At 64.6% G+C, this 19,077-nt stretch carries 16 protein-coding genes; 5 read left to right on the top strand and 11 right to left on the bottom strand.

Annotated features, from left to right (window positions below; all coding sequences use genetic code 11):
• The 4 genes from mrdA to DXT59_RS23955 form a co-directional block, all read right to left on the bottom strand.
• Positions 1-2,334, bottom strand: a 2,334-nt coding sequence (mrdA, locus tag DXT59_RS23970; RefSeq protein WP_116139860.1) for a penicillin-binding protein 2, incomplete at its 3' end; no start/stop codon positions are given.
• 45 nt (positions 2,335-2,379) lie between these two features.
• Entirely contained in the window at positions 2,380-2,892 is a 513-nt protein-coding gene (gene mreD / locus DXT59_RS23965; protein ID WP_116139858.1) for a rod shape-determining protein MreD, read from the bottom strand.
• The gene (mreC, locus tag DXT59_RS23960; RefSeq protein ID WP_116139856.1) at positions 2,889-4,010 is read right to left on the bottom strand and encodes a rod shape-determining protein MreC; all 1,122 of its coding nucleotides are present in this window, start codon (positions 4,008-4,010) and stop codon (positions 2,889-2,891) included. The genes mreD and mreC overlap by 4 nt, the downstream gene beginning before the upstream one ends.
• Positions 4,011-4,111: 101 nt before the next feature.
• Positions 4,112-5,155 carry a rod shape-determining protein gene (locus tag DXT59_RS23955; RefSeq protein WP_017772379.1) on the bottom strand — a complete coding sequence of 348 codons (1,044 nt, stop codon included), beginning with the start codon at positions 5,153-5,155 and terminating at the stop codon, positions 4,112-4,114.
• A gap of 378 nt (positions 5,156-5,533) precedes the next feature.
• On the opposite strand from DXT59_RS23955, the gene gatC reads away from it, so the two are divergent.
• The 5 genes from gatC to DXT59_RS23930 all read left to right on the top strand — a co-directional run bounded on the left by gatC (position 5,534) and on the right by DXT59_RS23930 (position 10,590).
• On the top strand, positions 5,534-5,833 hold the full coding sequence (gatC, locus tag DXT59_RS23950) for an Asp-tRNA(Asn)/Glu-tRNA(Gln) amidotransferase subunit GatC (protein ID WP_116139854.1): 300 nt from the start codon (positions 5,534-5,536) through the stop codon (positions 5,831-5,833).
• A gap of 23 nt (positions 5,834-5,856) precedes the next feature.
• Positions 5,857-7,359, top strand: coding sequence for an Asp-tRNA(Asn)/Glu-tRNA(Gln) amidotransferase subunit GatA (gene gatA, locus DXT59_RS23945; RefSeq protein ID WP_116139852.1), 1,503 nt, complete (start codon positions 5,857-5,859; stop codon positions 7,357-7,359).
• Complete coding sequence (gene gatB / locus DXT59_RS23940) at positions 7,356-8,831, top strand: Asp-tRNA(Asn)/Glu-tRNA(Gln) amidotransferase subunit GatB (protein ID WP_116139850.1); 1,476 nt, start codon at positions 7,356-7,358, stop codon at positions 8,829-8,831. The genes gatA and gatB overlap by 4 nt, the downstream gene beginning before the upstream one ends.
• A gap of 89 nt (positions 8,832-8,920) precedes the next feature.
• Positions 8,921-9,760 (top strand): PPK2 family polyphosphate kinase, encoded by an 840-nt coding sequence (locus DXT59_RS23935; protein WP_116139848.1) that lies wholly within the window; start codon positions 8,921-8,923, stop codon positions 9,758-9,760.
• A gap of 53 nt (positions 9,761-9,813) precedes the next feature.
• A complete protein-coding gene (locus DXT59_RS23930; protein WP_116139846.1) occupies positions 9,814-10,590 on the top strand; it encodes an exodeoxyribonuclease III in 777 nt (258 codons plus the stop codon).
• Positions 10,591-10,633: 43 nt separating this feature from the next.
• Here the strand turns inward: DXT59_RS23930 and DXT59_RS23925 are convergent, their stop codons facing one another.
• From DXT59_RS23925 to DXT59_RS23890, 7 genes are all read right to left on the bottom strand, one after another.
• Positions 10,634-12,313 carry a carboxylesterase/lipase family protein gene (locus DXT59_RS23925; RefSeq protein ID WP_240324641.1) on the bottom strand — a complete coding sequence of 560 codons (1,680 nt, stop codon included), beginning with the start codon at positions 12,311-12,313 and terminating at the stop codon, positions 10,634-10,636.
• 377 nt (positions 12,314-12,690) lie between these two features.
• Entirely contained in the window at positions 12,691-13,983 is a 1,293-nt protein-coding gene (locus tag DXT59_RS23920) for an AmpG family muropeptide MFS transporter (protein WP_116139844.1), read from the bottom strand.
• 38 nt (positions 13,984-14,021) lie between these two features.
• On the bottom strand, positions 14,022-14,651 hold the full coding sequence (gene metW, locus DXT59_RS23915) for a methionine biosynthesis protein MetW (RefSeq protein WP_116139842.1): 630 nt from the start codon (positions 14,649-14,651) through the stop codon (positions 14,022-14,024).
• Positions 14,648-15,796: a homoserine O-succinyltransferase MetX gene (metX, locus tag DXT59_RS23910; RefSeq protein ID WP_116139840.1), complete on the bottom strand. Its 1,149-nt coding sequence runs from the start codon at positions 15,794-15,796 to the stop codon at positions 14,648-14,650. Before metX ends, metW begins: the two co-directional genes overlap by 4 nt.
• A 259-nt stretch (positions 15,797-16,055) precedes the next feature.
• Complete coding sequence (locus DXT59_RS23900; protein ID WP_162878225.1) at positions 16,056-17,438, bottom strand: COG3904 family protein; 1,383 nt, start codon at positions 17,436-17,438, stop codon at positions 16,056-16,058.
• Positions 17,439-17,555: 117 nt separating this feature from the next.
• Positions 17,556-18,305 carry a nucleoid occlusion factor SlmA gene (gene slmA, locus DXT59_RS23895; protein WP_116139836.1) on the bottom strand — a complete coding sequence of 250 codons (750 nt, stop codon included), beginning with the start codon at positions 18,303-18,305 and terminating at the stop codon, positions 17,556-17,558.
• Positions 18,272-19,054, bottom strand: coding sequence for a pyrimidine 5'-nucleotidase (locus DXT59_RS23890; RefSeq protein ID WP_116139834.1), 783 nt, complete (start codon positions 19,052-19,054; stop codon positions 18,272-18,274). The genes slmA and DXT59_RS23890 overlap by 34 nt, the downstream gene beginning before the upstream one ends.
• Positions 19,055-19,077 lie beyond the last annotated feature (23 nt).

The raw sequence follows: 19,077 nt of genomic DNA, 5'->3' as shown, positions 1-19,077 counted from the left end.
GGCATCGGGCGGCGGCGCGCGTCGTTTGCGCGGCGCGGGGGCCGGGCGTTCGCCCGCCGCGCCCGAGGCCGGCCCGTTGCGCAAGCGGCGCATCCTTTCGACGGCCGAAACCGAAGGCGTCGAGCTCGACGCACTCGGCTTGTCCGTCGAGCGGCTTTGCGATGCGGCGAACGGTTCTTGGCTCGGCGCGCCCGCGGCTTCGCTGGATGCCGATGGGGCTTGCGGCGCGCCGATGACGTCCGAGGCGATCAAGGGCGCCGATGCGTCGCCGCGCGGCGCGGACGCCGGCACGGCCGGCGTCGGCAATGCTTTGAAACCGGCCGCGACCTTCACGGGCGTGGCGTTGCCGTCCTCGCTGTCGGATGCGCCGATCACGGGACCGGCAATCGCCTGCGTGGCCGAAGCCGCTTCCGTGACGGCGGCTTGCAGGGCGCCCGGTTTGCCCCGCTGCAATAGGTAGTAGTCGAGGACGCGGCGCACGATCGGCCCCGCCACGCTCGCGCCCCAGCCGCCGTTTTCGACGATACAGGCGATGGCGATTTTCGGGGCGTCGGCCGGTGCGAAAGCAATGAACAGCGAGTGATCGCGCAAGCGCTCGGGAATCGAGCCGCCGTGATATTTCGCACCTTGCAGCGAGTAGACCTGTGCCGTGCCCGTCTTGCCCGCCACGAGGAACGGTGCGTTGCGAAACACCTCGTAGCCGGTGCCCGACGGATTGCTCGTCACCGCTTCCATGCCGCGTTTGACGACGTCGATATCGGCTTGGCTCACGTCGATGCGTCCGCTTTCGCGCGGAACGGTGAGCCGCATGTCGCGCGTGATCGGATTCTCGATTTCCTTGACCAGGTGCGGCCGCATGATCGTGCCGTTATTGGCCAGCGTCGCCGTGGCGTGCGCCAGTTGCAGCATCGTGAACGAGTTGTAGCCTTGGCCGATCCCGAGGCTGATCGTCTCGCCTTCGTACCAGCGCTGCTGTTCGGGCTTGCGGTAGGCCTTCTTTTTCCATTCGGTCGACGGCAAGATGCCGCGCGCCTCGCCGGCGATATCGATGCCCGTCAGTTGCCCGAAGCCCCACGGCTTCATGAATTTCGAGATCGAGTCGACGCCGAGGTCGTGCGCGAGCATATAGAAATAGGTGTCGTTCGACACCATGATCGCGCGATTCATGTCGATCCAGCCCTGGCCCTGCGGCACGTCGTTGCGGAACATGTGCCCGCCGAACATGTAAAAGCCGGGATCGTGGAAGCCCCAATCGGGCGTGCGCTTGTGCAACGCCAGCGCGGCGAGCGCCATGAACGGCTTATAGGTCGAGCCCGGCGGGTAGGCGCTATGCAGCGGCCGGTTCAGCAGCGGGTGATCGGGGGAGTTGTTGAGCTCGTCCCACGTTTGCTGATCGATGCCGTCCACGAACGCGTTGGGATCGAAGCTGGGCGCCGAAACGAACGCGAGCACGTCGCCTGTCGACGGTTCGATCGCCACCAGCGCGCCGCGCTTGCCCGCGAAGGCCTGTTCGGCCACCTCCTGCAAACCGATATCGAGCGAGAGCACGAGGTTGTTGCCCGGCGTCGCCTGCGTGCGCGAGAGCGTGCGAACGGGGCGTCCGCCCGCCGTCACCTCGACTTCCTCGAAGCCGGTCAGGCCGTGCAATTCCGCTTCGTAGCTCTGCTCGACGCCGATCTTGCCGATATAGTCGGTGCCCTTGTAGTTGTTCGCATCGAGCCGAGGATCGTAATGATCGGGGTCGCTGTCGTTCTGTTCGCTGATTGCATCGATCTTTTCCTGATCGCGCTGCGAGATCCGGCCGATATAGCCGATCACGTGCGCGGCCGTGGTGCCGAGCGGATACTGACGGAACAGTCGCGCGCGCACGTCGACGCCGGGGAAGCGGAAACGCTGCGCAGTGAAGCGCGCGACTTCCTCGTCGGTCAGCCGGGTGCGGATCGGCAGGCTTTCGAAATTCTTCGAATCCTCGAGCAGCTTCTTGAAGCGGCGCCGGTCGCGCGCGTCGATCTCGACCACCGTCGAGAGTTGATCGATGACGTGATCGAGCGTGTCGCCCAGCTTCGAGGGGGTGACCTCGAGCGTATAAGCCGAATAGTTGCGCGCGAGCACGACGCCGTTGCGATCGGTGATGATGCCGCGATTGGGCACGATCGGCGCCACCGAGATGCGATTCTCCTCGGCTTGCAGCGAGTACTTGCTGTAATGCCAAACCTGCAGAAACAAAAAGCGCAGGATCAGCAGCCCGAAGCACGCGAGCACGAACAGGCCCGCCGCCGCCACGCGAAAGCGAAACTTCGAGAGCTGCTGCTGGGTGTTTTTGAATTCCGTCATGCTTCGGTGCAAAACGCGCTCGCGAACGAGCGCTCGGGTCGGCTCTTAAATGGGCCGCGTGTCGTCCGGATCGGCCGGGCGGCGCTGCGGCATCAGAAGCAGCGAACAGGCGAGGGGCCACAGTGCGGCTTCGACGAAACCGTGCACGAGCTGGCCCCAGCCGGGAAATGCCGCGCCCGTCAGCAAGCGCGTGACGAACGGCACCAGTTGCGCGATCACGAGCAGCGGCGCGACCGCGAAGACCTGCAAACCGCGCGGCATCCAGAGCACGCGGCGGTGGATCGTGATGGCCCCGTACGAAAGCAGCGTGTAGGCGAGCGCATGCTCGCCGAGCAGGCTCGCGCCGTGCACGTCCATCAAGAGCCCCAGAAAGAACGCGATACCCATACCGACCTTGCGCGGCTGATGGACGTTCCAAAAGAGCAGCACGAGCGCGACGAAATCCGGAACCCCGATCAAGCGGCCCCACGGCATCAAATTCAACAAGAACGCCGCGGCGAGGCTGAAGGCGATGAAGTAGGGATTGACCGGCAGCAGGATGTACTGCGGACGATTCATCGCTGGGCTCCCGAGGCGGCGCGCGCCGTGGCCGCGCCGTGTCCGTTGGCATCGGCCTTGGCCGGCTCGGCTTGTTTATCGGCCGCCTTGCCGTCGGCTTTAGCGGCTCGATCGGCTTTATCGCTCCTGCCGGCCGCCTTCTTTTCTTCAGCGTTCGGCTCCGCGCTCTTCGCCGCGGCGCCCGCCGGCTTCTCGGCCGTTTTTTCGGCGCCCTTCCCGGCCTTTTTGCCTTTCGCGTCCTTCGCCGCCGACGCGGCCTCGGGCACCTCGGGCCGCGGCGGCACGTCGCTCTTGTAGTGCAGCACGAGGACGTCGCGCGCGCCGCGCACGGCCGCGACCGGGGCGCAGACGACGCGTGCGAACGCCGTATCGGCTTGCTTATCGACGCGCACCACTTTCGCCACCGGCAATCCTTCCGGATAGACGCCGTCGAGCCCGCTCGTCACGAGTTCGTCGCCCGCGACGACATCGGCGCTGATCGGCACGAAACGCAACTCGAGCGTATCGCCGGTCGCGGTGCCGTAGACGACGCTGCGCAAGCCCGTGCGTACGATTTCCACGGGCACCGCTTGGTCCTTGTCGGTCAAGAGGGTGACTTCGGACTGCATCGGGAACACGCGCGTGACCTGCCCGATCATGCCGTCCTCGCTGACGACCGGCGAGCCGTTTTGCACGCCCTGGCGCGAGCCGCCGCCGATGACGACCTTTTGCGTGAACGGGTCGCGCATGCCGTACTGCACGTCGGCGGGGATCGATTGCGTGGCGACGTTGCGCGAGAGATTGAGCAGCGCGCGCAGATGCGCGTTCTCGGCGGTCAGCGTGGCGACCTGATTCGCTTGCAGCGAGAGCTGAAGATTCTTGGCGGCGAGCGTTTGATTGTCGCGCCGCAGCGTGTTGTTGGAGACGGCGAACTGCGCCGCGCCGAGCACGAGATCGCGCGGCAAAAGCGCGACGCGCTGTAGCGGATAGAGCCCCGCATCGAGCACGGCGCGCACGACTTCGAGCGTCTTGAAGCGTGCATCCGAGACGAGCAACACCAGCGAGACGACGACGAAGAAGATAAGCCGCGCGAGCGCGGACGGACCCTGCTTAAATAGAGGCGGCGGACTGTATTCCATGGTCGACGCCGAAAGCGTGAACGTTGGCGGGAGATGAAGCGGCGCGCATCAACGCTCGATCCGGGGGGAGCGAGTGGCGCGCGCCGAAGACGCCTGCAACGTCACTCGTACGAGAAGATGCTGCCGAGCTTGTCCATCCGCTCGAGCGCCATGCCGGAGCCGCGCACGACGCACGTGAGCGGATCTTCGGCGACGAGCACGGGCAGGCCCGTTTCCTCGGCGAGCAGACGGTCGAGGTCGCGCAGCAGCGCGCCGCCGCCCGTGAGCATCATGCCGCGCTCGGCGATATCGGCGCCGAGTTCCGGCGGCGTTTGCTCGAGGGCGATCTTGACCGAGGAGACGATTTGGTTGAGCGGATCGGTCAGCGCTTCGAGAATTTCGTTGCTGGAGATCGTGAAGCTGCGCGGAATACCTTCCGACAGATTGCGCCCCTTCACTTCCATTTCCTTGACTTCCGAGCCGGGGAACGCGGAGCCGATCTCCTTCTTGATCGCTTCGGCCGTTTGCTCGCCGATCAGCATGCCGTAGTTGCGGCGGATATAGTTGACGATCGCTTCGTCGAACTTGTCGCCGCCGACACGGACCGAGCCCTTATAGACGATGCCGCCCAGCGAGATCACGCCGACTTCGGTCGTGCCGCCGCCGATATCGACGACCATCGAGCCGGTCGCCTCCGACACGGGCAGGCCCGCGCCGATCGCGGCCGCCATCGGCTCCTCGATCAAGTAGACTTGCGAGGCGCCGGCGCCGTGCGCGGCTTCCTTGATCGCGCGGCGCTCGACTTGCGTCGAACCGCAGGGCACGCAAATGATGATGCGCGGCGAGGGCGAAAACATGCGCGATTCGTGGGCCGTTTTGATGAATTGCTTGATCATCTGCTCGGTCACCGTGAAGTCGGCAATGACGCCGTCTTTCATCGGGCGAATCGCTTCGATGTTACCCGGCACCTTGCCGAGCATTTGCTTGGCCTCGCGGCCGACTGCTTGAATGGTCTTCTTCCCGTTGGGACCGCCTTCTTGGCGGATCGAAACGACGGACGGTTCGTCGAGGACGATGCCCTTGCCGCGCATATAGATCAGCGTATTGGCGGTGCCGAGGTCGATCGCAAGGTCGTTGGAGAAGTAGCTGCGCAAAAAGCCGAACATGAAATCCTGTCTCGCGGGAGAGGCCGGGCTTCGCCGTGATGGCGCCGCGCGGCGGCGGAAAAAATAAAAGCTTCGGGTCTGAGCGGCTGCCGTTCGAGCGCCGCCACGCGAGCGCGAAGCTGCAATGAATTCGACCGGAGGCCGCGGCTCGCGAGGCGGCGGCTATGGTTGAGGCGCCGAGTGGCCTCACGCGGGGCCGGTCCGGGTTTGGTTCGAACGCGTAATGATACCTTATAATTTCGACCTATTTGTAGTAAACGGCCGGTCCTTTTTGCCGTTGCCGGCCCCCTCGTCGAGGGTACGATCCGACGCCCTAAACCACTGGCGCGACAGACGTTTTTCCGCGTTGCGCTTAAGTCCCTGTTTCCGGTGGAACACATGGCTTTGACCCTGACCGATGTGAAACGCATCGCCCATCTCGCGCGGCTCGAATTGGCCGATGCCGACTGCGAGCACACCCTCGCTCAACTCAACGAGTTCTTCGGGCTCGTCGAGCGGATGCAGGCCGTCGATACCTCCGGCATCGCGCCGCTCGCGCATCCGATCGAACAGATCGAGGACGTCGCGCTTCGGCTGCGCGAGGACGCCGTCACCGAAACGGTCGAGCGCGATGCTGCCCAGCGCTGCGCGCCTGCCGTGCAAGACGGGCTGTATCTGGTCCCGAAAGTGATCGAATAACCGGATCTACGGAAAGAACCGATATGTACGAGAAAAGTTTGAGCGAGCTTGCGGGCGCGCTCGCAAGCCGCGCGCTGTCCGCCGTCGAACTGGCGCAGTTGTACCTCAAGCGAATCGACGCGGCGCGCGAGTTGAACGCGTTCATCGAAGTCGACCCGGAACTCACGCTCGCGCAAGCGCGCGAAGCCGACGCGCGGCTCGCGCGCGGCGAGGGCGGCCCACTCACGGGCGTGCCCGTCGCTCACAAGGATGTGTTCGTCACGCGCGGCTGGCATTCGACGGCGGGCTCTAAAATGTTGGCCGGCTACGAAAGTCCGTTCGATGCCACCGTCGTCGAGCGCCTCGCCCGCGCCGGCATGGTGACGCTCGGCAAGACCAACATGGACGAATTCGCGATGGGTTCGTCCAATGAGAACTCCGCCTTCGGCGCCGTGCGCAACCCGTGGGACGAGCGCGCCGTGCCGGGCGGCTCATCGGGCGGCTCGGCCGCCGCCGTGGCCGCGCGCCTCGCCCCCGCGGCGACGGCGACCGATACCGGCGGCTCGATTCGTCAGCCCGCGTCGTTCTCGGGCGTGACGGGAATCAAGCCCACTTACGGCCGCGTGTCCCGCTACGGGATGATCGCGTTCGCTTCGTCGCTCGATCAAGGCGGTCCGATCGCGCGCAGCGCCGCCGACTGCGCACTGCTGCTCGGCGCGATGGCCGGCTTCGACGAGCGCGACTCCACGAGCTTGCAACGGCCCGACGAAGACTACGCGCGCCTGCTCGGCCAACCCTTCGCGGCCGATGCACCGGCCGGCAAGCCGCTCGCCGGCCTGCGCATCGGCCTGCCCAAGGAGTACTTCGGCGAGGGCCTCGCGGGCGACGTGCGCGCGGCCGTGGACGCCGCGCTAGCGCAGTACGAGGCGCTCGGCGCGACGCTCGTGCCGGTTTCGCTGCCCAAAACCGAGCTGTCGATTCCCGTCTACTACGTGATCGCGCCGGCCGAGGCGTCGTCGAACCTCTCGCGCTTCGACGGCGTACGGTACGGCCATCGCGCCGCCGAATACCGCGATCTGCTCGACATGTACAAGAAGTCGCGCGCGCAAGGCTTCGGTCCCGAGGTCAAGCGCCGCATTCTCGTCGGCACCTATGTGCTCTCGCACGGCTACTACGACGCCTACTACCTGCAAGCTCAAAAAATCCGGCGCATCATCGCGCAGGACTTTCAGGAAGCCTTCAAGCAGTGCGACTTCATCATGGGTCCCGTGGCGCCGTCCGTCGCCTGGGACATCGGCGCCAAGGGCGACGATCCCGTGCAAATGTATTTGGCCGATATCTATACGCTCTCGGTCAGCCTGGCCGGCCTGCCCGGCATGAGCGTGCCGTGCGGCTTCGGCACGGGCGCGAACGCGGGCCTCCCGGTCGGCCTGCAGATCATCGGCAACTATTTCGACGAGGCGCGGATGCTGCAAATCGCCGACGCGTTCCAACGCGTGACCGACTGGCACACGCAAGCGCCGCAAGCGGCATCGCGGGAGGCATGAACATGGAGTGGGAAGTCGTCATCGGTCTTGAGACGCACGCGCAACTGTCGACCGTCTCTAAAATCTTCTCGGGCGCATCGACGCGTTTCGGCGCGGCGCCCAACACGCAGGCGTGTCCGGTCGACTTGGCGCTGCCGGGCGTGCTGCCCGTCGCCAATCGCGGGGCCGTGGAACGCGCGATTCGTTTCGGTCTCGCCATCGGAGCGACGGTCGCGCCGCGCAGCATTTTCGCGCGCAAGAACTACTTCTATCCGGATCTGCCCAAGGGCTACCAGATCAGCCAGTACGAGATTCCGGTCGTGCAAGGCGGCACCATTACGATCGCCGTCCCCGCCAACGAAAAGACCGGCACCGCGGCTTACGAGAAGACGATTCGCTTGACGCGCGCGCACCTCGAGGAAGACGCGGGCAAGTCGTTGCATGAAGATTTCGCCGGTATGACGGGCATCGACCTGAACCGGGCCGGTACGCCCCTGCTCGAAATCGTCACGGAGCCCGAGATGCGCAGCGCGGCCGAGGCGGTGGCCTATGCCAAGTCGCTGCACGCACTCGTCGTATGGCTCGGCATTTGCGACGGCAATATGCAAGAGGGCTCGTTCCGCTGCGACGCGAACGTCTCGGTCCGCCCCAAAGGGCAGGAGCAATTCGGTACGCGGGCCGAGATCAAGAACCTCAATTCGTTCCGCTTTCTCGAAGAGGCGATCCAGTACGAAGTGCGCCGCCAGATCGAGTTGATCGAGGACGGAGGCACGGTGGTGCAGGAAACGCGCCTTTACGATCCCGATCGCCGCGAGACGCGTTCGATGCGCAGCAAGGAAGACGCGCACGACTACCGCTACTTCCCCGATCCCGATTTGATGCCGCTGGTCATCGACGCTGCGTGGATCGAACGCGTGAAGGGAGAAATGCCGGAGCTGCCGGCTGCGATGCAGCAGCGTTTCGTCGCGCAATACGGCCTGACGCCGTACGATGCGACGGTCCTCACTTCGAGCAAGGCGATGGCGGCTTACTTCGAAGCCGTGGTCGCTAAAACGGGGCCCTCGCAGGCGAAGGGCGCCGCGAACTGGCTGATGGGCGAGGTGTCGTCGCAGCTCAATCGCGACGGCCTCGAAATCGACGCCTGCCCCGTTTCTGCCGCGCAACTCGCGCTGCTCTTGCAGCGGATCGCCGACGGCACGATCTCGAACAAGATCGCCAAGGAAATCTTCCTCGCGATGTGGGAGGAAAAGGCCGGTGACGAAGGCGCGGCCGATCGCATCATCGAGGCGAAGGGCTTGAAGCAGATTTCCGACGCCGGCGCTCTGGAGGCGATCATCGACGAGGTGCTCGCCGCCAACCAGAAATCGGTGGAAGAGTTCCGCGCGGGTAAGGAAAAGGCGTTCAATGCGCTGATCGGCCAGGCCATGAAGGCGACGAAGGGCAAGGCCAATCCTCAGCAGGTCAACGAATTGCTCAAGAAGAAGCTGTCCTGAGCATCGGGACGATCGACGAACGAAGGCGGTTGGCCGGCGCGAGAACAAGCGCCGGCCGTGTCAGACCAACGAAAAGGGCATGAGAGGGCATGGGCAAGCGCGCGCGACTGGACGACTACCGGGTCCCGTTTCACGACGGCGATCGAGCAGAAAAGGCATTCTCGCTTGCAGATTTCGACCCGGGCGCGAAGCCCTTCTCGGCCGGTTCGAAGCTGGCCGACCGCGAACGTTTGGCCGGCTACGCCGCCAAGCTCGACGAGATGCAAGAGCGCTTGCACGCGCAGCGCCGCGAGCGTGTCCTGCTCGTTTTGCAGGGTATGGATACGAGCGGCAAGGACGGTACGATTCGCGCCGTCTTTCATGAGGTCGATCCGCTCGGATTGCGCGTCGCGACGTTTCGCGCGCCGACGCCCGAGGAAGCCGCCCACGATTTTCTTTGGCGCGTGCACCGTCAAGCGCCCGCGGCCGGCGAACTGACGATCTTCAACCGAAGCCATTACGAGGATGTGCTCGTGCCTCGCATCCGGGGCGAGTTGAATAATTCGGAACTCGCCTGCCGATACGCCCATATTCGGCATTTCGAGACGCTGTTGGCCGATTCGGGTACGGCCATCTTGAAGTGCTTCCTGCACATTTCGAAGGACCAGCAGCGCGAGCGTTTGCAAGCGCGGATCGACGACGATACGAAACATTGGAAGTTCGACCTCGCCGATCTCGAGGCTCGCGAGCATTGGGATGCCTATCAATCCGCCTATACCGAGGCATTGGCGGCCACCTCGACCGAGCGCGCGCCTTGGTACATCGTTCCGGCCGATTCGAAATCGCATCGGAACGTCATGGTGGCCGCGTTGCTGTTGCGGGTGTTCGAGAGTTTGAATCTTGAATACCCGCCCGCGAAGGCATCGCTGCAAGGCATTACGATCAAATGAAGCGGTGCTTGCCGCGCCTAACTTCGATTCAGTAGAACAGAACAAGGACAACCATGCTGCGAGTGATTTCGGCCAACTTGAACGGCATTCGTTCGGCGGCCAAAAAAGGCTTCTTCGAATGGTTCGGGGAGCAGAGCGCGGATATCGTTTGCGTGCAGGAAGTCAAGTGCTCGCAAGACGACATGACGCCCGAATTCCTCGCGCCGCACGGCTTCACGGGGTACTTCCAGCACGCCGTGAAGAAGGGCTATAGCGGGGCGGGACTTTATACGAGGCATGAGCCCGACGATGTCGTGATCGGCTTCGGTAGCGAGGAGTTCGATCCCGAAGGGCGCTACGTCGAAGCGCGATTCGGCAAACTTTCCGTCATCTCGGTCTACGTGCCTTCCGGCTCCAGCGGCGAGGAGCGGCAGCAGGCCAAGTTCCGTTTCATGGACGAGTTCATGCCGCACCTGGCCGCGCTGCGCGCCGAGCGCGAAGTGATTGTCTGCGGCGACGTGAACATCGTGCATAAAGAAATCGACATCAAGAACTGGAAAAGCAACCAGAAGAATTCCGGATGCTTGCCCGAGGAGCGCGCCTGGCTGACCAAACTCTTTGACGACGTGGGTTATGTCGACGTGTTTCGCCGGCTCGATTCGCGCCCCGAGCAATACACGTGGTGGAGTAACCGCGGCCAAGCGTACGCGAAGAACGTCGGGTGGCGTATCGACTATCAAATCGCGACACCCGGCATTGCCGACACCGCGAAGGCGACGTCGATTTTCCGCGACATCAAATTCAGCGATCACGCGCCGCTGACGGTCGATTACGACCACACGTTGAAGTGATCGATCGTGAGCGCCGCGGCGCCGGGCGGGCCGCGGCAAGCCTTTAGCGGCGCCGCTTGTCGGACAATAGCGGGTTTTCCGCGTAGTACCGGCGCAAGAACGTGTGCCGCGGCGCGTCGGCATCGCTGATCGTTTTCGTTTCCACCGCGATCTCTTGGCGCAACAGCCCGCCGCGTTCTTCGCGCGACGCCGGCCACGGCGGCAGAGATGGATCGTTCGGCGTGCCCGTCTTCACGAAGTGGGCTACATACCCGGAGAAGATGCGCGAGACCGCGTGATCCTGCGGCCGCCACACGAATCGATTCGACAGCCCGAGCGTACCGAGCGCGTACTTGATCTCGCTGCTATGCACGGCGCCGTCTTCGGGCAACTGCCCCGGCTCGGGGTTACGCTTTTGCGGCCGCTTGTGCGTGTACAGGTAGAAGTAGACCGGTGCGCCGCTCGTTTCCCGGTGCGCGTCGACCCAGCGGCGCGTGGCATGGCTGATGAAAATGTCGCTCGCGAGCGAGGTGGCCGAGCGCCGCACCTCGTCATCGTCGTTACCCGGGTAGAGCGCGAGCACGTCGGTAGCGTAGGGCCCGAATACGCGCTTCAGGACGGTGCGCCAGTTCTGCGGCGTGGGCGGCTGCGCATCGAGGATCATCGTGTGCGGGGCCTCGTGCGAATTGCTGCCGACGAGTAGCGGCACCCGCGCCTGCGATCCTGCCGCATAGGTTGCTTCGAGCGATTGCGTGAGGAAATGGCCATCGACGGTAGGCCAGAAGAGGAACTCGGGCTTCTCCTTGGGGCCGGTGGCGTCCAAGAGCGCTTGCGCCGAAACTTTGCGTAGGTCGCTGAGCGACGCGCCGTTCATTTTGCGTTGAAAAGCCTGCCCGGCCGTCGTCGCGTCTTCGCGCGTCCAATTGGTGAGCGGACCGAAGCCGGCGCCGCTTTGTCCGATGGCGCGCGCGAAGAGCCCTTTCGAGAGCGGCGAGGCGATATGCGCGCTCACGGCCACGGAGCCTGCGGATTCGCCCCCGATCGTAACTCTATCGGGATCCCCGCCGAATTTCTCGATGTTCTCGCGCACCCAACGTAGCGCCGCATGTTGATCGAGCAGGCCGTAATTGCCGGCAGCGCCATGGGGAGATTCGCGCGCCATTTCCGGCAGCGCCAGGAAACCGAACACGCCGAGGCGGTAGTTGACCGTGACCGTCACCATGCCGCGCGATGCCAGCGCGGCACCGTCGTAGCGCGGCTCGGAGCTGTCCCCCGCGGCGAAGCCGCCGCCGTAAAAGTAGACGAGCACCGGCAGTTTCTCGCCGGCCGTTTGAGCCGGCTTCCAGACGTTTAAAAAAAGGCAGTCCTCGCTCATGTCGCGCGCGCGGAATTCCATCGGAAACATCTGCAACTGCATGCAGCGCGCGCCGAAGCGCTTGGCCTCGCGCACGCCCGCCCACGCCGCGACCGGTTGCGGGGGCTTCCAGCGCAGATCGCCGACGGGCGGCGCCGCATAAGGGATGCCTCGGAAGTTCTCGATTTGGATATCGTTGGCGGATATTTTGAATCCTTCGACCGTGCCGGCGGGTAGGTCGACGCGCGGTGCCGGTTCATGGACGGATGCGCGCAGCGTCGCGGGGGCGAAGACGCCGAGCGTCGCGGCGACGAGCACGACTGCGGCACGTTGGCGCGACGAACGCAGCGAAGGAAGAAAATGCATTGCCGTGATTTGAGTCTTCATCATGATCCTCTCGATTCGTAATTAATGAGTGGGACCGCAATTCGCATTGAAGACGCGAAAGAATCATCGACGCCATGAAGCAATGGCGTAATGAGATTGATGCCGAATTGGATTTATGCGGAGCGATGTCGATATGCATCGGTCCTGATCGGCGCCGCACGGATGCGAGGCGGCGTGAGAAGCATTGTCTTGTAGAACTTGCCGGTATTTAGCGTAATTCCTTCAAATAAGACCAAAGGAACAGTTGGCGTAGCGCGATATGCCGTGCTATTCACCCGGAAACGTAGCGGGCGTAATGCGGATCAAAATTGGCTGTCATCGTCGTTATGGACAGCAAATACGCGCGCGAATCGGAGAGATCCGGCCGCGCGCGCTCGTCGCTAGCCCGGCTGACGCCACGGTGCGATTTTCGGCAAGAGCAGCATGCCGGGCGCCGCCAGCGCGGCGCATACGAGAAAGTAGTCGAACCAGCCGATTTTCGCGACGACGAACCCGCTGGCCGCGGAGGCCAGCGTGCGCGGCACCGAGGCCAGGCTCGTGAACAGCGCGAATTGCGTGGCGGTATAGCGTGGGTCGGTGGTGCTCGCGATGTAGGCCGTAAACGCCGCGAGCGTGAGGCCCGTCGCGAACGTCTCGAAACCGTAGATCAGCGCGAGAGCGGCCGGCGAGGGGCCGATCTTCGCGAGCCAGGCGAAGCCGAGCGTGGAGAGAATTTGGACGAAGCCGAAGATCCACAAACCGCGCGCGATGCCGATCTTCACGAGCCAGGCACCGCCGATGATGCCGCCCGCCAGGCTAGCCCAAAACGCGGTGGTCTTTGCGATCACGCCGATCTGCGTCTTGTCGAAGCCGAGGTCGAGGAAAAACGACGTCGACAGCGTGGTCGCCATCGTGTCGCCGAGTTTGTAGAGAAACACGAACGAGAGCACGAGCACGGCGGCGGCGAGGCCGTCGCGCGAGACGAACTCGGCCAGCGGCGAGACGATGGCCTCGCGCAGATTTTTCGGCGGCGCGCCGTGCACTTGCGGCTCGCGTACGACGAGCGTAAGCACGATGCCCGGCAGCATGAACGCTCCCGTGACGGCGAACACGGCCGTCCAGGGCAGATGGTCCGACAAAATCAACGAGAGCGAACCCGGTACGAGGGCCGCGACCTTGTAGGCATTCACGTGCACCGCGTTGCCGAGCCCTTGCTCGGTATCGGCCAGCAACTCGCGCCGGTAGGCGTCGATGACGATGTCTTGACTCGCGCCGAAGAAGGCGACGAGCGCGGTTAGCGCGGCAACGGTCCAGATCGCCTCGCGCGGCGAGACGAATCCGAGCGAGGCGATCGCGCCGGCCACGAGCAACTGCGTGGCGAGCATCCAGCCGCGGCGGCGCCCCGGGCGCCAAAACGGCAACCGGGGCACGTAGCGATCCATCAGCGGCGCCCAGACGAACTTCCACGTATAAGGAAATTGAATGAGCGCGAACAGGCCGATTTCCTTGAGGTTGACGCCTTCGGAGCGCAACCAGGCTTGCACGAGATAGACGAGCGTGAACAGCGGCAATCCCGACGTGAAGCCGAGAAAGACGCAAATGAGCATGTGCCGGTTCAGGAAAGCGCGCCACCCGGGGTGCGCTTCGTGCGCGCTCAGCGCGGCGCTTTCATGCGATGCGGAAGGCGAAGCGATGTCTCGTTTGATGGTCGGCCTCTTTTGACGCGGCGCGTTCAGGCGGGGGTGGCTCGATTCGAGCCGCGCCTGACGCGGTAGACCGCAAGACTACCACGCCAGTTCGCGCCCCAGCGGACCGCGTGGCCCCCGTGCAGCACGACGCGGTCCAATATCTCGATGCCGACCTCGGGGGCGAGCGCTTCGAAGTCCTTGATCGTGAGCACCCGGACGTTCGGCGTGTTGTGCCATTGATAGGGCAGCGATTTCGAAACGGGCATGCGGCCTTGCAGGACCGAGAGCCGATGCGGCCAGAAACCGAAGTTCGGGAAAGAGACGATGCACTCCTTGCCGACGCGCACCGTTTCGCGCAGGATCGCGGCGGTTTGATGGATCGTCTGCAGCGTCTGCGACAAGATGGCGAAATCGAAGCTCTCGTCCTCGAAAAGCCGCAGGCCGTCCTCGAGGTTTTGCTGGATGACGTTGACGCCTTGCTTGACGCAAGCGAGCACGCCCGCATCATTGATCTCGATGCCGTAGCCCGTCACCCCGAGTTCCTCGGTCAGCAGCGCGAGCAGGCTCCCGTCGCCGCAACCGAGATCGAGCACGGTCGCATTGGGCTCCACCCAGCGGGCTATGGCCCGGAAATCGGCCCGCGTGGAAAGCGAATCGATGGCGGCTTGATTCATGCCCGGACCTCCTCGGCAATGCGCTCGTAATAGGCGCGTAGGACATTGTGGTAGCGCGCGTCGTCCAACAAAAAGGCGTCGTGCCCGTGCGGCGCGTCGATTTCGGCGTACGTGACGCGCCGCTTGTGATCGAGCAGCGCCTTGACGAGTTCGCGCGAGCGCGTCGGCGCGAAACGCCAATCGGTCGTGAAGCTGGCCACGAGGTACTGCGCGCGCGTGTGGGCGAGTGCAGCCGTGAGATCGCCGTCGAACGCTTTGGCGGGATCGAAGTAGTCGAGCGCGCGCGTGATCAAGAGGTAGGTGTTCGCATCGAAGTAGTCGGCGAACTTATCGCCTTGATAGCGCAGGTACGACTCCACCTCGAATTCGACGTCGAAGCTGAAGTGGTACTCGTCGTCGGTGCCGCCCGCCGGACGGCGCAGCGCGCGCCCGAACTTGGTCGCCATGTCGTCGTCGGACAAGTACGTGATGTGGCCGATCATCCGGGCCACGCGCAACCCGCGGCGGGGCTTTACGCCGTGTGCGTAGTAATCGCCGCCATGGAAGTCGGGATCCGAGAGGATCGCCGAGCGCGCCACCTCGTTGAACGCGATGTTCTGCGCCGAGAGCTTCGGCGTGGAGGCGATCACGATGCAATGGCCGACCCGGTCCGGATACATGAGGCTCCAGGCGAGCGCCTGCATCCCCCCAAGGCTGCCGCCCATGACCGCCGCGAAGCGCTCGATGCCGAACGCGTCGGCCACGCGCGCCTGGGCATTGACCCAGTCTTCGACGGTCACGACCGGAAAGCGGGCGCCGTACGGCTTGCCGGTAGCCGGATCGAGACTCATCGGGCCGGTCGAGCCGAAACACGAACCGAGGTTGTTCACGCCGATCACGAAGAAGCGGTTAGTGTCGAGCGGCTTGCCCGGGCCCACCAGGTTGTCCCACCAGCCGACGTTTTTGGGGTCGTCGGCGTAGACGCCGGCGACGTGATGCGACGCGTTGAGCGCATGGCAGACGAGCACGGCGTTCGAACGCTCGGCATTGAGCGTGCCATACGTCTCGACCATGAGGTCGTAGCCGGCGAGCGACGCGCCGCTTCTGAGCGCGAGCGGCTCGGTGAAATGCATGCGTTGTGGAGCGACGATGCCGATCGATTCCATGGATTCCGCCTTCTAATAGGGCGGCTAAACGGTGTCGGCAATGCGCGGGGCGGGAGACAGTGCGCGGCTGACGACCTCTTTAGCCGCATTTATAGTGAACCCGAGACCGGCTCGGGTTCGCGCGCCCGCAATCGAGTCGACAAATCGGCGCGCCGCCTTGCGCGATTCCCGTTCCGGTCAAACGCCGGAGCCGGGCCCGCTTAAGGCAATAGACGGCAAAGGATAGCGGAAATCGGGATAACGCGCCATGGGCCCGTCGTTATTGGGCCTGCACCGCCGGAGGACGCCGTATCGCCGTCACGACATTGGCGCGCTGAAGTTCGGCAATGCCGGGATACCACATTTGGCGAGGCGGCGTCCGGGCGATCTGCCCGATGAACTCGGCAGGCAAGCCCGCGGCGCGGTAGTCGTCGAGCATGGACTGTGTGATCCTTTGCTGCCCCAACGCGTTGAGCCCGACAAAGCTCGGCTGGTGAAATCCGATTCGCGCGTAAGGCGAGGCGGCGCGCGTTCGCCCGGCGAGAAAGACATAGGTACAAGCGCTCGCGCATAGCCGCTCGACATAGGTGTCCAGCCTGCGTGCGCGCACCGCGCCGGCGAGTTGCTGCGCCTCGAGCACACGCCCGCCGTTCGAGTCGAGCACCAGCCATTGTGCCGATGGGGTGGCGTCCAGCACGTCGATGATTTTGGCCGCCGCCCCTTCGCGCAACGTGCCGACGACAAGCACTGCATGCCCATCGGGCGATACGCTTACGCGAAAGCGCCCGATCGGATCCTGGCCGATCGCGATCAACCCGAAAACGCGCATCTGCGGCAAGACGGAACTCACCAAATTGATGACGCCGCCGATCGCACCGAGCACGACCATGCAACGCGCGACGAACGCCCAGCCGCTCGCGCCGCCGCGCGAGGCGTGACGGTCCGCGGATCGCCAGATACCCACAGTCGACCAGCCAGACGAGAGCAGCGACGCAATCAAGACGGCAAGCGTCGTTACCGCGACGACACGCAATGACGCCAGAGTTCGACGCTCGAGCGTCGCGACCGAGGCAAAAATTCCCGCCGTCACCACACCGAGCAAGCCCCCGTTGATCCAGTACGAGACCGGCAGCGGCAGTTCGCCACGCCAGTGGCGCAAGAAGTAATTCGCAGGTGTCGTGCGCTCCGGCTCCGGGGCGGGGAGCGAGATGGCATGCGATAGGGTTATCGCATCGGTCCCTTCGCTCGGGCTTTGCCATACCGGCTCGATGGGTTCGGGCCGTTTGCTCTGCTCGGTTTTCCGGAACGCGAGCACCTTGGCATTGACGACAAAAAGCAGTCCCAGCGCGACGGGGCGGAACGTGCCCGAGGTCATGCGCTCGCTCAAAGCCGCAGCGATTCCGAATACCAGGAGCATCAGAAACGCGGATGCCCAATTGACGACAGACGCTGCATTCGTCAGATTCGGCGACGCTTTGCGGTTCAGTCCGCGCCACGCCATCGCAAAGGGTACGGAGCAGATAAGCGCGCCTGCGAACGTCTGTGCCGCGCTGTCCACCCCTTTAGCCAGCGCTGCCGCTGTGCTTAAAGCCGCGACCGCAACCATTGCCAGCACGGCCGCGTTCACGAGCGCCATCGCCCGTACCCATTTTTCGCCCCGCATCACGTTCCCCGATATTTGTTCGTTTTTGTGGTTCGACGCGGCGCTTGACCGGCGCCCTGCCTGCGCAGCCGCACTAGGGCCGATGCGCGGCAGCATACCGCCCGTGCGAGCGGCCTGTCAAAGCGGTGAGCCCACCTGCAAGATCAGCCGCAATTGCGCATCGGCATGCTCCGCGGGCGCGCGCGTGAAGCCGCTGCGCGCATAGCGATGCCAGCGGCCCACAACGTAGCTCACTAGCAGATTCGCGCGCATGGCGGGATCGTAGTCGGGCGGCAGCGCACCGCCCGCCGCGGGATCGCCCGCCGCGGGATCGCCCGCCGCGGGATCGCCCGCCGCGGCTTCCAACTCCCGGCCGGCCGCGGCCTGGTTGGCCTCCATGACGGCGATGCGCAGGCATTGCTTGACCGAGGTTTCGACGCGCTCGAGCATCTGTCCCACGCGTTCGGCCAGCCGAGCGTGCTCGCCCACGAGGGCTTCGCCGGTCAGCACCCGCGTCATACCGGGATTTTTGGCCGCGAAGTTCAACAGCATCATGCCGATGGCGCGCGCTTGTAGAACGCCGTTCGGCTCCTTTTCGGCGATTTGGTTGATGAGGCCGAAGAAGGTCGCCTCGATGAATTCGATGAGCGCCTCGAACATTTGCGCTTTACTCGCGAATTGACGGTAGAGCGCCGCCTCGGAGACGCCGAGCCGCGCGGCGAGCGCCGCCGTCGTGATTTTCTCGGTCTTGGGCGCCTCGAGCATGGCCGCGAGCGTCCGCAAAATATGCACGCGCCGCTCGCCCGGCTTCATGCGCGGTGCGCGCGCGGCGCTTCTCGTCTCGCTGTCGCGGGCTAAGTCCGCGTCCTGCTCTCGAATCGGCTCCATGGGCGCCCCGTTTCGTGACCCGGTCGGAGCGATTTTAGCGAACGAATGCGCCGATCGACATAGTGGGGGCGACCACTACCCGGCCATCGCGCCGCCGTACCGTCGGGACGCTTGAGCGCGGGAAGGTGTCCCACGATCCAAACCGTGCGGATGCCGAGCCGCTTATAGCGCTTCAGGTGCGAGCGCGTATCTTCGACGAGAATCGCCTCTTGCATCGGCACGCGCGCTTCGCGCAGCACCCGTCGCAACATCGGCAAGTCCGGCTTGGCGTGCCAAGCCCCGCGCCGGCGCATATGCTCGATCGCAATCACGCGCTCGAAGAGGCGCTCGATGCCCAGCTCGGCGAGCACGGCGCGCGCATAGTTTTCAGGTCCGTTCGTCAGGATCAGTTTGCGTCCGGGCAGGCAAGCGACGAGCCGCGCCAGGCCGCGCTCGGCGCGCACCATCGCCGGCAAGTCGGGGAACGTATGGACGACGCGCAAAAAATCGTGCGGATCGATCGGATGATGGCGCGTGAGTCCGAGCAGCGTGGCGCCGTAGCGCCGTCCGTAGCGCAGCCTCAGTTGGTCGGCTTCGGCCCGCTCGACGCTGAGTGCATCGACGATATAGCGCGTCATCGCCTCGTTGATCGCCGGAAAAATCGCGTGCGAGGCGTGGTGCAGCGTGTTGTCGAGATCGAACAGCCATACCGGGCTGCCCCCGCGCGGACGGATGCGGGGACGTCGGGTGGCGTGCGGCGAGACGGGCATCGGCAGGTGATCGGTGGCGGCGT

The sequence above is a fragment of the Trinickia diaoshuihuensis genome (assembly GCF_003390925.1).
In the GTDB taxonomy this organism is placed as follows: Bacteria; Pseudomonadota; Gammaproteobacteria; order Burkholderiales; family Burkholderiaceae; genus Trinickia; species Trinickia diaoshuihuensis.
This window is presented reverse-complemented; position numbering and strand designations above follow the sequence as displayed.